At 66.8% G+C, this 12,988-nt stretch carries 12 protein-coding genes; 5 read left to right on the top strand and 7 right to left on the bottom strand.

Annotated elements, in window-relative coordinates:
- Window positions 1–89: 89 nt before the first annotated feature.
- Both AC3ISA_RS00060 and AC3ISA_RS00055 read left to right on the top strand, forming a co-directional pair.
- Entirely contained in the window at window positions 90–1,151 is a 1,062-nt protein-coding gene (locus tag AC3ISA_RS00060; protein WP_489178791.1) for an AI-2E family transporter, read from the top strand.
- A gap of 123 nt (window positions 1,152–1,274) precedes the next feature.
- On the top strand, window positions 1,275–1,724 hold the full coding sequence (locus tag AC3ISA_RS00055) for an NUDIX hydrolase (RefSeq protein WP_372692061.1): 450 nt from the start codon (window positions 1,275–1,277) through the stop codon (window positions 1,722–1,724).
- A gap of 6 nt (window positions 1,725–1,730) precedes the next feature.
- On the opposite strand, the gene AC3ISA_RS00050 is transcribed toward AC3ISA_RS00055, so the two are convergent.
- Window positions 1,731–2,438: a glutathione S-transferase gene (locus AC3ISA_RS00050; protein ID WP_489178790.1), complete on the bottom strand. Its 708-nt coding sequence runs from the start codon at window positions 2,436–2,438 to the stop codon at window positions 1,731–1,733.
- Window positions 2,439–2,756: 318 nt separating this feature from the next.
- Between AC3ISA_RS00050 and rplJ the strand changes: the two genes are divergently transcribed.
- Both rplJ and rplL read left to right on the top strand, forming a co-directional pair.
- On the top strand, window positions 2,757–3,272 hold the full coding sequence (rplJ, locus tag AC3ISA_RS00045) for a 50S ribosomal protein L10 (protein WP_372692063.1): 516 nt from the start codon (window positions 2,757–2,759) through the stop codon (window positions 3,270–3,272).
- Window positions 3,273–3,334: 62 nt separating this feature from the next.
- Window positions 3,335–3,718, top strand: coding sequence for a 50S ribosomal protein L7/L12 (gene rplL, locus AC3ISA_RS00040; RefSeq protein WP_135193045.1), 384 nt, complete (start codon window positions 3,335–3,337; stop codon window positions 3,716–3,718).
- Between the two features lie 155 nt (window positions 3,719–3,873).
- On the opposite strand, the gene AC3ISA_RS00035 is transcribed toward rplL, so the two are convergent.
- On the bottom strand, window positions 3,874–4,791 hold the full coding sequence (locus AC3ISA_RS00035; protein WP_489178789.1) for a CE1 family esterase: 918 nt from the start codon (window positions 4,789–4,791) through the stop codon (window positions 3,874–3,876).
- 121 nt (window positions 4,792–4,912) lie between these two features.
- Between AC3ISA_RS00035 and AC3ISA_RS00030 the strand changes: the two genes are divergently transcribed.
- A complete protein-coding gene (locus tag AC3ISA_RS00030; protein WP_489178788.1) occupies window positions 4,913–5,593 on the top strand; it encodes a type 1 glutamine amidotransferase domain-containing protein in 681 nt (226 codons plus the stop codon).
- 183 nt (window positions 5,594–5,776) lie between these two features.
- Here AC3ISA_RS00030 and AC3ISA_RS00025 read toward each other — a convergent pair whose 3' ends face one another.
- From AC3ISA_RS00025 to AC3ISA_RS00005, 5 genes are all read right to left on the bottom strand, one after another.
- Window positions 5,777–7,753, bottom strand: coding sequence for a M61 family metallopeptidase (locus tag AC3ISA_RS00025; protein ID WP_489178787.1), 1,977 nt, complete (start codon window positions 7,751–7,753; stop codon window positions 5,777–5,779).
- A 108-nt stretch (window positions 7,754–7,861) separates the two neighbouring features.
- Window positions 7,862–9,349 carry a Ppx/GppA phosphatase family protein gene (locus AC3ISA_RS00020; RefSeq protein WP_489178786.1) on the bottom strand — a complete coding sequence of 496 codons (1,488 nt, stop codon included), beginning with the start codon at window positions 9,347–9,349 and terminating at the stop codon, window positions 7,862–7,864.
- Complete coding sequence (locus tag AC3ISA_RS00015; RefSeq protein WP_489178785.1) at window positions 9,349–11,565, bottom strand: RNA degradosome polyphosphate kinase; 2,217 nt, start codon at window positions 11,563–11,565, stop codon at window positions 9,349–9,351. Before AC3ISA_RS00015 ends, AC3ISA_RS00020 begins: the two co-directional genes overlap by 1 nt.
- A 97-nt stretch (window positions 11,566–11,662) precedes the next feature.
- The gene (locus AC3ISA_RS00010) at window positions 11,663–12,166 is read right to left on the bottom strand and encodes a DUF3617 domain-containing protein (RefSeq protein ID WP_489178784.1); all 504 of its coding nucleotides are present in this window, start codon (window positions 12,164–12,166) and stop codon (window positions 11,663–11,665) included.
- A gap of 132 nt (window positions 12,167–12,298) precedes the next feature.
- Window positions 12,299–12,988, bottom strand: coding sequence for a P-loop NTPase family protein (locus tag AC3ISA_RS00005; protein ID WP_489178783.1), 690 nt, complete (start codon window positions 12,986–12,988; stop codon window positions 12,299–12,301).

Genomic DNA, 12,988 nt, shown 5'->3' with positions numbered 1-12,988 from the left:
TTTATTATCGGGTGCGGCGAACGGCCACGTTCGAACTGCGTTCCTGTCGCGACCTTGAAGGGGGCGACATGTTCGGACTGGGAAAATTGATGGGCGACAAGCCTGGCGTGGGTGGCCATGACCCGTGGAAAGGGCGGTTGGCGTTCGGCGCCATCGTGCTGGTCTCGGCCTATTTCGCGGTCCAGTTGATCGTGACGTTGCAGACGCTGTGGCTGCTGATCTTCGGCGCCATCGTGGTGGCGGTGATCCTGCGGGCGCTGGCCGACCCTATCGTGCGCTGGCTGAAGGCGCCGGATCCGCTGGCGGTGTTTCTGTCTCTGCTGATCGTTGTGGCCGTGCTGGCGGGAATATTGACGTTGTTCGGCGCCCAGATCACCGAGCAGGTCGTGGCTTTGTCCGCCGTAGTGCCTCAGGGGTGGGACCAGGTTCAGTCGTGGATCCAGGCCCAGCCCTACGCCGCCCAGTTGCTGGAGCAGTTGCAAGGTCTGGGCGGGCGCGCCGGCCAGGCTCTGCAGGTTGCGCAGAAGTTCGCGCTGGGCTTCGCCTCGGGCGTCACGACCATGGTGCTGGTGATCGTCGCGGGCGTGTTCCTGGCCATCGAACCGGCAAAGTCGCGCGAAGGCCTGCTGTCGATGGTTCCGATGGACCGCCGGCCGCGCCTGCGCGAGGTGTTGAACAGTTGCGGCAAGGCGTTGAAGGGCTGGCTGAAGGCGCAACTGTTCTCGATGGTGCTGGTCGGCACGCTGACGGGCGTAGGCTTGACGATCATCGGCGTGCCCTCGGCCCTGGGCCTGGGCCTGTTGACGGGCCTTGCGCAGTTCGTGCCGATCGTCGGGCCGATCGTTTCCACCGTTCCGGCCGTTCTGGTGGGGGCGACCCAGGGGTGGGAAACCGCCCTGATGACCCTGGCCCTCTATGTCGTGGTGTCCCAGCTGGAGAGCAACTTCATCACGCCGATGGTGCAGAAGAATGTGGCGAACCTGCCGGTCGTTCTGGGCATCTTCGCCGTGGTGGGGATCGGCACCCTGTTCGGGCCGTTGGGCGTGCTGTTCGCCACACCGCTGGCGCTGGTGCTGCACACCCTGATCACCATGCTGTATCGACAGGACGTCCTAGGGGATCCCGATGCCAAGGCGCCCGGCGAAAAATAGGACGCCTGCGTCAGTTCGCTTGACGCAGGCGGCGCGATCACCTTTGGAACGCGCTGATCCTTTCGCTGGTGCAAAACGTCGCATGGCCTGTCCCAAGACCCGATCCTCGCGGAACCGCGCCTGATGCCGTCGGGCACCAAACGCACGGCGCGGTCCGAGACCCGTCAGGTCGCGGCACTGCCGTGGCGCCAGACGGAAGACGGTCGTCAGATACTGATGATCACCTCGCGCGAGACGCGCCGCTGGGTCATACCAAAGGGCGGCCGGATGGTCGGCAAGACCGATCCCGAGGCGGCCGCTCAGGAAGCCATGGAAGAGGCCGGAGTGCGAGGCGAGATGGACCAGACCTCCATCGGCGTCTTCCGCTACGCCAAGGGACTGAAGGACGGCGGCGCGCGCCAGTGCGTGGTTTCGGTCTATCCGCTTCAGGTGCTGGTCCAGCTGGGCGCCTGGCCCGAGGCGCACCAGCGCGAGCGCCGCTGGATGAGCCTGAGCGAGGCGGCGGATCTGGTGCACGAACCCGATCTGGCCACTCTGATCCGCGACTTCGACGCCACGCCCCTGGAAGATTGAGCGACCTCAGCCGTCCAGTTCGGGATACCGGCGGAAGATGCCGTCTTCGTTGAAGGGGATGCGGCGTTCGCTGGCCAGATAGGCGGCGATGCGGGGCAGGGCGGCGATGTGGTCTCGGACGGCGACCACGTGGGGCGTCGTCTTCAGGACGCGCGCCGACGCCTTGGGAAAGGCGTAGGTCAGGCCTTCGACCACCTGAAACAGCGACAGGTCGGCATAGGTCAGGCGGTCGCCGACCATCCAGTCCGAGCCGTACGGGTTTCGGTCCAGCACCTGTTCGGCCCAGCCCAGGAATTTGGCGATCCGATCCTTGCGAAAGCCCTCGGCGCGTCTGGCGGCCTCAAGCTTCTGATCGTCGTAATAGGCCATCAGATCGACCGGGTGGTGGGTGTCGTGCGCCTCGGCGACCAGGTCGGCCAAGGTCAGCTGGATCTGGTTCAGCCAGGCGCGGTCACTGTCGCCGTTCGGGCTGAGGTCCAGTTGCGGACCCAGCCAGGCCAGGATGGCGGCGACCTGTCCGATGGTGCGGTCGCCCAGGCGCAGGAAGGGTGGGGCGAAGGGCGGCGTGGCGGCGTCGGCCATCAGCGCCATCATGGCCTCGCCGTCGTCCTGGCGCGAGACGTCGACATAGTCGGCGCCGGCGGCCTCCAGCGCCAGCCGGACGAATTCGCCCCGGCCCTGGATGGTCGGCCAGTAATAGAGTTCATAGGCCATGCGATCCCTGCCTTGATTTCCGTGATCCGTCCCTGTAAGAGCGCCGCTTCCCGTCACTGGTTCATTCCCTTGACGGTCCTGTCCGAGAACTTCGGGGCGTGGGGGTCACCCAGGCCATAACTGTCAGAGAGCCCTCTGACGCCGTGGGGAGATGGGGACGCGACCCTGCGCTGTCAGCCCGCATTCCGGGACGGACGCCGTCAGACGCATCCTTCGGACAATACGACCGGCTTTAACGCTTTGCAGCGATGCACGGCGCTTTGGCCAATCCGTCGTCGGGAATAAGCCCGGCGGCGAATACCAAGACTGGAGACCGCAATGGACCGCGCTCAAAAAGCCGAGTCGATCGAAACGCTCAAGGGCGTATTCGCCGACGCCGGCTCCGTGGTCGTGACCCAAAACCTGGGTCTGACCGTTGCGGAAATGGAAGATCTGCGTGGTCGTCTTCGTAAAGAAGGCGGCGCGTTCAAGGTGGTCAAGAACCGCCTGGCGCTGAAGGCGCTCGAAGCCGAAGAAGGCAGCGAATTCCACGCCCTGTTCAAGGGTCCCGTGGGCATCGCCTATTCCGAGAACCCCGGTACGGCCGCCAAGGTCGCCACCGAGTTCGCCAAGGCCAATGATCGCTTCAAGATCATCGGCGGCTTCATGGGCGACACCGTCGTCGATCAAAAGGGCGTGGAAGTTCTTTCCAAGCTCCCGACGCTCGACGAAGTCCGCAGCCAACTCATCGGCCTGCTCAACGCGCCTGCGACTCGTATCGCCGGCGTGCTGCAAGCACCCGCCGGTCAGCTGGCTCGCGTGTTCAACGCCTACGCCACCAAGGAAGCCGCGTAAGCGGCCCAGCCTTTCATCTCTGCATCACTCTCTAAAACCAATCCTCCGAAGGAAAACTGACAATGGCTGATCTCGCCAAAATCGTCGAAGACCTGTCCGCTCTGACCGTTCTCGAAGCCGCTGAACTGTCGAAGCTGCTTGAAGAAAAGTGGGGCGTCAGCGCCGCTGCTCCCGTCGCCATGGCTGCTCCGGCTGCCGGTGGCGGTGCTCCGGCTGAAGCTGCCGAAGAGCAAACCGAATTCACCGTCGTCCTGCTGGACGGTGGCGACAAGAAGATCAACGTGATCAAGGAAGTCCGTGGCGTGCGTTCGGACCTGGGTCTGAAGGAAGCCAAGGACCTGGTCGAAGGCGCTCCGCAGAACGTCGTCGAGAACGTCTCCAAGCAGAACGCCGACGAAGTCGCCAAGAAGCTGACGGAAGCCGGCGCCAAGGTCCAGATCAAGTAAGATCTGACTTTCGGCATTTGCTGAATATCGGAAAGGCCCGGCGGGAAACCGCCGGGTCTTTTTGTTTGTGGGGCCTACCGCGCGGAGCGCTACTTGAGGCCGTTTGGGCCTAGTCGTTTGGCTTGGGAACGAAGCGTCTTGGGGGCGCCCTTACCTCAGTTTTGCGGTCGGGTGCGGGCGGCGAAGAAGGCCCACATGGTGTCGTTGTCGGCGACCCAGCTATGGCCGCCGCCGGCGGTGATGCGGCCCACCACGTCCGCGCCGTCGCGGCAGGCGGCGTAGCCTTCCTCATAGACTTTATCGGCGACCCAGCGGGTGTCGCGAATTTGCGTGCAGCCGTTGATCTGGGCCCAGCGCTGTTCGGCGGCGTGCATGGTGTAATGCCAATAGCCTGCGCCGCCGCCCTGAATCGGATTGGTCGTGTCCGCGTCGCCGGCGAAGGCGATGACCGGCATGGGGCGCGAGGGGCGGCAGGTGGCGGGATCGGGCTCTTCCGGGCGGTCCTTCCTCGGATTGCCGGCGCGCAGGCCCACGACCGGGGCGATGGCGGCTAAACGGTCGGCGGCGACACATCCCAGCCAGGACGTCATCCGCCCGCCGCCCGACAGACCGGTGGCATAGACGCGGCTGTCGTCGACGCAGCCTTGGTCCGCCAGATAGCGGATGGCGGTCGTCAGATAGGCGACGTCGTCGGCGTCGTTGGGGCCGGGAACCGCGCCGGTGATGGTCGGGACGCCGGGAATGTTCCAGACGAAGCCCCGCTCGACCGGGATCCCGGCGTCGGGCGCGGCGACGATGAAGCCGTGCCGGTCCGCCGTTTCCGCCAGCCGAGACGAGGCCAGCATCTTCTCGCCCGTGCCGCCGCTGCCGTGCAGCAGGAAGACCAGGGGCGCGGGTTTGCTCGGATCGAAGCCGGCGGGCAGGTGGAGCAGCATCGTGCGGCCGGTGCGGCCGATGGCGACGGCCTGGGTCGCGCCCGCCTGGCCGATGCCGCAGGGGGCTGACGCCTGGGCCGCCTGGGTGAAAGTCATCAGGCCCAGCAGGGCGGCGAGCAGTCCGATCCAACGCTTCATGCGACTTCGCCTCTGGTGAATGCAGCCGGCAGGGTGAGGGGATTTCGCCGTGGAGGCCAGCCTTGAGGGGCGGCGTAGGGCTTCCCATCTGTGGACACCCCAAGAGACGGAGCCATCCCCTATGAACATCCTGCTGGTGCTGACGTCGCACGATCAACTCGGCGACACGGGCAAGAAGACAGGCTTCTGGCTGGAAGAGCTGGCGGCGCCCTATTACGCGCTGAAGGATGCGGGCGCTGAGGTCGTGCTGGCCTCGCCCAAGGGCGGTCAGCCGCCGCTGGACCCCAAGAGCGACGACGCCGACGCCCAGACCGACGACACCCGCCGCTTCAAGGCCGATGCCGAGGCGCAGGCCGCCCTGGCCTCGACCGTCGTCCTGTCGTCGGTGAAGGCCGATGATTTCGACGCCGTCTTCTATCCCGGCGGTCACGGGCCGCTGTGGGATCTGGCCAATGACGCGGACTCCATCGCCCTGATCGAGGCCTTCACCAAGGCGGACAAGCCGACCGGCTTCGTGTGCCATGCGCCCGGCGTGCTGAAGTCGGTGAACGGTGCGGACGGCAAACCGCTGGTCAACGGCCGCAAGGTGACGGGTTTCACCAACTCCGAAGAGGAGGCGGTGGGCCTGACGGACGTGGTGCCGTTCCTGGTCGAGAACGTGCTGATCGCCAATGGCGGCGACTATTCCAAGGGGCCGGACTGGGGGTCGTATGTGCTGACCGACGGCAAGCTGGTGACGGGTCAGAACCCGGGTTCGTCGCGTGAAGCGGCCGAGGCCCTGCTGGGGCTGTTGAAGGCGTAAAACTCACCTCTCCTCGCGCGGAGGCGCGTGGGGAGGACAGATCGCGCTAGCGATCAGGAGGGTGCGACTCCGACGGTGGGGATGACCCCAAGAGCTTCAGCCACCGTGTCGCCCCCTCCTGGCGCTCGCTGACGCGATCGCCTGTCCTCCCCATCGGCCTTCGCCGATGGGGAGGAGACGGTCTTAGCGCCGTCTTGGAGCGAGGATGTCCGAGAGGCGGTCCGGCGTGCCCTCGATCCGCTCCAGGCGCGGATAGCGCAGGCCGTCGTGGTAGGCGAAGGCCACTGTGCGGAAGCGGTCGCCGGATTTCAGCAGCAGTTCGATGGGGGCGTCGGTCCCTTTCGCGGCGGTCACGGCGTCGCGCAAAACCTCGGCCGAGCCGGCCTTGCCATTGACGGCGACCAGGCTCCAGCCGGCGCCGATCCTTTGCTCGAAGGCGAGGCCGCCCCAGCGGATGTTGGTCAGCTTGTCCGCCGTCAGGGTGAAGCCCAGCGAATACTGGAAGTCATTGGCCCAGCCGCTCTGGACCGCCTTCTCCGCCGCCGACGGCGTGTCGGTGTAGGTCAGTCGCCACCCCCCACGCTCGATCCCGGCCAGGGGCGCCTTGGCGTCCGGCCCGACGGCGTCGAGGCGGCTGCGCAGGAACCCGGCCCAGTCGTGCGGATAGACGGCGTTCAGGGCCGCGACCACATCTTCGAACGTATAGCCCTGAGGCGCCCATTCGCCGTCGTCGTGGCCGAAGAAGCCCCTGGCGAAGTCGTCGAGGGACTTGCGCCCGTTCGTGCTCTCGCGGATCAGGGTGTCGGCGTCCAGCCAGACCAGCAGGCTTTCGCGGTAGTAGTCGCCGGTGCCGCGCATCCACGAGGTGAACTGGCCCGGTACGCGGTAGCCCAGCAGATTGTGGTTGTTGGTGTCCTGCAGCGCGCGCCACTGACGACCCGGCTGCTCGTCATAGAAGGCGGCGACGCTGGCCAGGGTGGCCAGCGCCACCTCCTTGGAATGCAGGCCCGCGCGGGCGGCCAGCACGTCGCCCCAGTATTCGGTCTGACCCTCATAGACCCACAGCAGGGTGTTCTGGGTCGGGACATTGTGGTTGGCGGTCAGTTCGTCCGCCGGACGCATGAACTTGCCGTTCCAGGAGTGGGTGTATTCGTGCGGCAGCAGGCCCCGGTCGCCGGCGCTCTTGGTCCAGTTGGTGAAGAAGTCGGGGGCGCCGGTGTTCTCGGAGGAGCGGTGATGCTCCAGCCCGATGCCGCCCATCTGATCGGTCAGGGCGAACAGGAACTCGTAGTCGTCGAAGTGGCGGGCGCCGAACAGACGGTCGGCCTGCTGGACCATGTTCTCGAACAGTTTGAGTTGCTCGTCGGTAGCGGCCAGGCCCTTGGCTTCGTCGGCCAGGATGTTGAGGTGGACGCGGTCGCCGCTGGGGTCGATGTCCACGCGGCGATAGTGGGCGCCGGCGAAGATGGGGCTGTCGATCAGGGTGTAGAGGTCGGTGGGGGCGAAGGTCGCCACGTCGCCGTCCTGAGACGAGGTCGTGAGGGCCGTGCCGTATTTCCAGCCGGCGGGCAGGACCACGGTCGGCGCGACCTGAATCTGGCGGCTGAAATAGCCGGCCGGATAGAGGATGGCCTTCTCCCACTGAAGATTGACCATGGCCGGGGTCATCAGCACGCGCCAGTTCGAGCTGTCGGGCTGGGTCAGTTGCTGGAAGGCGACCTCGATGCTGGTGACGCCAGCCGGGATATCGAGGTGGAAGGCGTAGGGGTCCAGCGTGTCGCGCAGCCACTCGATCCGCTGGCCGTTGGCGGTCACGGTCAGGCCGGAGATGAGCTGGATCGGGCCGGTGGCGGCGTGGTTGCCGGGCAGGAACTTCGGATAGAGCAAAGTCAGCGGGCCGGGACCGGCGACGGGGATCGTCTGGCTGACGCTGATGATGCGGCGGTCCAGATCGGTGATGTCGGCGCGGTATTGGATGACGCCGGGATAGGGCTTGTCTTGCGGCGCGGGGATGGCCGGCTGGGCGCGGGGCAGGGCCAGCGGCGCCTGGGTCGCATCGGTGACGACAGGGGTGGACTGGAAGGTCTGGGCCATCGCTGGCGCGGCGGCGGTCGTCATCAGAACGGCGAGGCAGGCGGCGGTCAGGCGGGTACGCGGCATCAGGTCATCCGGGTCGGCAGGGGAAGCCGCACCGTCGGGGGCGGGGCGCGATGCGTCAAGCGTGGCGTTGTGTCTCCTCCCTGCGAAGCGGGGAGGAGACGGTCGTCGTTAGATTTTCAGTCCCAGGTCCATCGCTTCGGCCAGGGCCTTGGCGCGTTTCTTCGTCTGTTCGCCCAGCAGGACGTCGGCATAGCCTTCGGTCGCCGTCAGGCGCAGGTCGCCGCCTTTCACCCGCGCGGTCGCATTGGCCAGCAGTTGCGGCGAGCGGCCTGACAGGTCGCAGGCCAGGCGGATGGCGAGGCCGATGGCGCGGGCGCGTTTGGCGGCGTCGCCGTTCAGCAGCCGGTCGATGATCTCGGGCTGGGGCGTGGCGGGGCCGCCGCCGTAGCGGGCGTTCATGGCGCTGGCCAGAAAGGCGCGCTCGACGTGGCTGATGCCCGCGACCGGCGCGCGCAGCACCTGGTCGAACACCAGCTCCAGCCGGTGATCGGGATGCAGGCGTGCGCCCAGGTCCGCCAGACGGCAGGCGGCGCCGACCAGGACCGCGTCGCGTTCCTCGCCAAAGACCTCTGGCAGGGCGGCGACGATCTCGGAAATCCAGCCGTTCAAGGCGCCGGGCAGGGTCGGGGCCACGCCCTGCCGTCCGCCCAGGGCCGTGCAGCCGGCCAGCAGCGGATCGGCCGTGCGCGTCGCCTCGTCCAGCGTCTCGAACAACAGGCCCTCGCGCACGCCCCAGGCGGACATCTCGATCTGTTTCAGGCCCAGGTGCTTGATCAACCCCTCCAGCACCAGTCCGGCATAGGGCAGGGTCTCGGCCCGTTTCCTGGACACGCCCGGCAGTTTGGTCAGGCCGGCGACCGATTGCTGGGCGACCAGCCGGGCGGTCTCCAGCGCGTCCTCGGCCGACATCTGATACTGATGCACGACCTTCAGCGGATAGGATTTCAGCGCCATCTGCACCTGGGCCAGGGTCCGCCAGGCGCCGCCGACGGCATAGAGGCGCTCGCTCTGGAACTGTGCCGCGACGGGTTTCAGGGCCTGATCGATGCGGACCTTGATGCGGTCGGCGTCGAACCCCTTGCCCTCGGCCAGGGCGAACGGCCCCAGCGGCAGGGTCAGGCCGTTTTCGACGCCGTGACCGTTCAGCCGCGTCAGCTCCAGACTGGCGCCGCCCATGTCGGCCGAGACGCCATGGGCCAGAGGCGCGCCGGCCAGCACGCCCATGGCGGCGTATTTCGCCTCTTCCTCGCCCGACAGGACGCGGATGGTCAGGCCGGTCTCGGCGGCGACGCGTTCACAGAACTCCGGCCCGTCGATGGCCTCGCGCACGGCGGCGGTGGCGGCGATCAGGGTCGTGTCGGGGCGGACGCCTTCCAGCACGGCGGCGAAACGGCGCAGGGCCGTCATCGCCATGACGACGCCCTCGGGCGAGAGCCTGCGCGTCGTCGGCAGGTCGCGGCCCAGGCCGGCCAGAACCTTCTCGTTGTAGACGGTCCAGATCGCGCGGCCTTCCAGCCTGTACAGCACCAGCCGCACCGAGTTGGAACCGATGTCGATCGCGGCGATGTCGCGGTCGGTAAGCGTGTCGGTGGGCATCAACGGCCCGGACGCTCATAGCGCAGGACGGCAGGCAGGCTCTTGGCCTTGCGGCCGCGTCCCGACAGGCTGGGGTTGGTCATGAAGTATTTGTGGGCCGAGAACGGCCGCTCCGGGTCGGCGGGGGAGACGCGGGTATAGCGCCCTTCTGCGTCCAGAACCCAGCTTTGCGCGTCGTCCTTCAGATTGGCGACCATGATCTGGTCCAGCACCTGGTCGTGGACGGTGGCGTTGCGGATCGGCGTCATCAGCTCGACCCGGCGGTCCAGGTTGCGCGTCATCCAGTCGGCCGAAGAGATGAAGACCTTGGCCTTGTCGTGCGGCAGATCCTTGCCGTTGGCGAAACAGACGATGCGGCTGTGTTCCAGGAAGCGTCCGACGATGGACTTGACCCGGATGTTCTCCGACAGACCCGGCACGCCGGGACGCAGGCAGCAGATGCCGCGCACCACCAGGTCGATGCGCACGCCCCACTGGCTGGCGCGATACAGGGCGTCGATGATCTCGACATCGACCAGCGAGTTCAGCTTGACCCATATGGCGGCGGGCTTGCCTATGGCGGCGGCCGACATCTCCTTTCCGATCAGTTCGATCAGCGTGGACTTCATGTTCAACGGCGAGACGATCACCGCCTCCAGATGATCGGGCGTCGCGTAGCCGGTGATGTAGTTGAACACCTTGGTCGCATCGCGCCCCAGCACGGGGTCGCAGGAAAACAGCGACAGGTCGGTGTAAACCTTGGCCGTCACCGGGTGATAGTTGCCGGTGCCGAAGTGGCAATAGGTCTTCAGCGCCTCGCCCTCGCGACGGACCACGACGCTGACCTTTGCGTGGGTCTTGTATTCGACGAAGCCGAAGACGACGTGGACGCCGGCCCGTTCCATCGCCCGCGCCCAGCGCAGATTGGCCTCCTCGTCGAACCGGGCCTTCAGCTCGACCAGGGCGGTGACGTTCTTGCCGTTCTCGGCCGCCTCGATCAGGGCGGCGACGATGGGGCTGTCCTTGGAGGTGCGGTACAGCGTCTGTTTGATGGCGATGACGTTGGGATCGCGGGCGGCCTGACGCAGGAACTGAACCACAACGTCGAAGCTCTCGAACGGGTGGTGGATCAGCAAATCCTTTTCGCGGATGGCCGCGAAGACGTCGCCGCCGTTGTCGCGGACGCGTTCGGGATAGCGGGGCTCATAACCCTTGAACTTCAGGTCCGGGTGGCCGCCGGGGATCAGGTCGGACAACTGTGCCAGACCCAGCATCCCGTCGACCAGCACCACGTCCTGGGGCGCGGCCTCCAGCTCGCCGACGATGAAGGTGCGCAGATCGGAAGGCATGGAGGCCTCGATCTTGACCCGCACGACCGAGCCCAGGCGACGCTGTTTCAGCGCCTCCTCGAACTCCAGCACCAGGTCCTCGGCCTCTTCCTCGATCTCGATGTCCGAATCGCGGATCAGGCGCAGCACGCCCTTCTCCATGACGTCGCAGCCGGGAAACAGGTGGTCGATGAACAGCAGCAGCACGTTTTCCAGCGTGATGAAGCGTTTATGCCCCGGCGTGGACCGACCGTCGGTGGGCAGTTGCCAGAACCGCTGAACCTGGGTCGGTACCGGCACGAGCGCGTAAAACGTCTTGGTTTCGCCTTTGCGCTTCAGCTTCAGCGCCAGCGAGAAGCCTAGGTTGGGCAGGAAGGGGAAGGGGTGCGCTGGGTCGATAGCCAGCGGGGTCAGGACGGCGAACAGCTGGTTCAGGAACTCGGGCTCCAGCCGTTCGCGCTCGGTCTTGGTGATGCGCTGGCGATCGACGACCTCGATACCGGCGACGGTCAGTTCCTTCTTCAGCTGACGCCAGCGCAGATGCTGCTCGGCCATCAGCTCGCCCGCCGAGACGTTGATCTGGTCCAGTTGCTCGCCGGGCGTCAGGCCGTCCGACGACAGGACGCGCAGCCGCTCGCGCTGCTGGCCCTTCAGGCCGGCGACGCGGGTCATGAAAAACTCGTCCAGGTTATTGGCCGAGATGGACAGGAACCGCAGCCGCTCCAGCAGCGGGTGATTGGGGTTGGCGGCCTCTTCCAGCACGCGCTCGTTGAACGCCAGCCACGAGATCTCGCGGTTGAAGAACCGGGTCGGCGAGGCCATCAGCTCCTCGCTCAGCGCCAGTTGGGGGGCGCGAGAGGCGGGAACCTCCTCGCCTCGGGTGTCGTCATCGATCGCGGCGTCGGTCATGACCCGGTTCTCGCGCGCGTCTGTGACGGCCGCAAGCGGGTGCGTCGAAAATCGTGAGATGATCGGGGCGACGCGATGTCGCCCCGATCCCCTTCGATTACTGAACCACGGCGTTCGGCGCGACGCCGGCGGGGCAGTCGCCCAGGCGTTTGGCGTCCACGCTCATCTTCATTTCCGCCATCGTGGGCGGAACGTTGGGGCCGGTGGTCCTGGTGGTGATGTCCACCTTGTAGGCGGTGCGCATGTCGCCCGTGACCTTGCCGTCCGAGGTGACGGTCATGCCCTGGGCGTTACAGACGGCATGGAACTCGGCGCCGCCGGGCGTGGATTTGACCGTGTTCTCGCTACAGGTCACGCCGGCTTGCGGGGCGTTGAAGGGGTTTGATCCCGGCGCCGTTTCGCCGACACAAATTTTCACCGTCATCGGTTGTGGCATCTGGGCGCCGGACACCGTCTGTTGCCACAGGCCCGGTTCGGGCGCGGCCAAGGCGGCAGGCGTGGCCGCAGCAGGCTCGCCATTGGCGGCGGTCTTGGTGTCTTCTGAATTGGAACAGGCCGCGAGCAGGGCGACGGCGGAAATCAGGACAAGCTGAACACGCATTTGGACGTTTCCTGTTTGTGGAGCGCTTTGCCGCTCCGCAGGCTCAACGACAAGGCCAAGCTGTGCGTTCAAAATCCACGCGCGATTTCACGGCAAAGCTGTGCATATCCCGATATGTGGGCTTTGTCGGCTTCAGGCCTCGATGTCGAGCGGGCCATCCATGGCATCCAGCACCTGGCGGGCCAGGACGCGGGTGACCGGGCGATGCAGGGCGTCCAGCCGCTCCACTACGATGGCGGCGGTGTCGGCCGACCGATCCAGGCGGCGCACCAGATAGTCGATCACGTCGTCGGCCGGGGTGATGCTGCGCTCGGCGAACCGGGCGCGCAGGATGGCCGACAGGACGGCGTCGTCGGGCGTGGCGATGCAGACGGCGCGCACGGCGTCCAGACGCGAACGCAGATCGGGCAGGTCCACCGACCACTGACGCGGCGCGGAGCGCGAAACCAGCAGCAGCGCGCCCCCGCCGCTGTTGGCCAGGTTGATCAGGTGAAACAGGCTCTCGTCGTCCGCATCCGCCGCCCGGTCCAGCAGCACGGGCCGGCCTTCCAGCTCCAGCGGATCGATCACGGCGGCCTCGGCGCCGTTCAGCGGCACGGCCCCGACCCGTTCGGCCCAGTCGGCGGCCAGGCGGCTCTTGCCCGATCCCGCCGGCCCATGCAGGGCCAGCACCGCCCCCGCGCCGTCGGGCCAGCGCGCCAGCACACGCACCGCCTCGGCATTGCTGTCGGATGTCACGAAGGCCTCGCCCACGACATGACGCTCCAGCGGCAGACGCAGCTGTTCGGCGGTCGGACGGGGCAGGGCGCTCAGCGCGGTCAT

It is taken from the genome of Brevundimonas sp. KH_058, assembly GCF_057838505.1.
Note: the sequence above shows the minus strand (reverse complement) of the source record. Positions and strands in the feature narration are given on the sequence as shown.

What these genes read in the sequence shown, in the direction of transcription:
- AC3ISA_RS00060 (WP_489178791.1), top strand. Translation starts at nt 90, where the DNA reads ATGGGCGACAAGCCTGGCGTGGGTGGCCATGACCCGTGGAAAGGGCGG.
- AC3ISA_RS00055 (WP_372692061.1), top strand. Translation starts at nt 1,275, where the DNA reads ATGCCGTCGGGCACCAAACGCACGGCGCGGTCCGAGACCCGTCAGGTC.
- AC3ISA_RS00050 (WP_489178790.1), bottom strand. Translation starts at nt 2,438, where the DNA reads ATGGCCTATGAACTCTATTACTGGCCGACCATCCAGGGCCGGGGCGAA.
- rplJ (WP_372692063.1), top strand. Translation starts at nt 2,757, where the DNA reads ATGGACCGCGCTCAAAAAGCCGAGTCGATCGAAACGCTCAAGGGCGTA.
- rplL (WP_135193045.1), top strand. Translation starts at nt 3,335, where the DNA reads ATGGCTGATCTCGCCAAAATCGTCGAAGACCTGTCCGCTCTGACCGTT.
- AC3ISA_RS00035 (WP_489178789.1), bottom strand. Translation starts at nt 4,791, where the DNA reads ATGAAGCGTTGGATCGGACTGCTCGCCGCCCTGCTGGGCCTGATGACT.
- AC3ISA_RS00030 (WP_489178788.1), top strand. Translation starts at nt 4,913, where the DNA reads ATGAACATCCTGCTGGTGCTGACGTCGCACGATCAACTCGGCGACACG.
- AC3ISA_RS00025 (WP_489178787.1), bottom strand. Translation starts at nt 7,753, where the DNA reads ATGCCGCGTACCCGCCTGACCGCCGCCTGCCTCGCCGTTCTGATGACG.
- AC3ISA_RS00020 (WP_489178786.1), bottom strand. Translation starts at nt 9,349, where the DNA reads ATGCCCACCGACACGCTTACCGACCGCGACATCGCCGCGATCGACATC.
- AC3ISA_RS00015 (WP_489178785.1), bottom strand. Translation starts at nt 11,565, where the DNA reads ATGACCGACGCCGCGATCGATGACGACACCCGAGGCGAGGAGGTTCCC.
- AC3ISA_RS00010 (WP_489178784.1), bottom strand. Translation starts at nt 12,166, where the DNA reads ATGCGTGTTCAGCTTGTCCTGATTTCCGCCGTCGCCCTGCTCGCGGCC.
- AC3ISA_RS00005 (WP_489178783.1), bottom strand. Translation starts at nt 12,988, where the DNA reads ATGACCGCGCTGAGCGCCCTGCCCCGTCCGACCGCCGAACAGCTGCGT.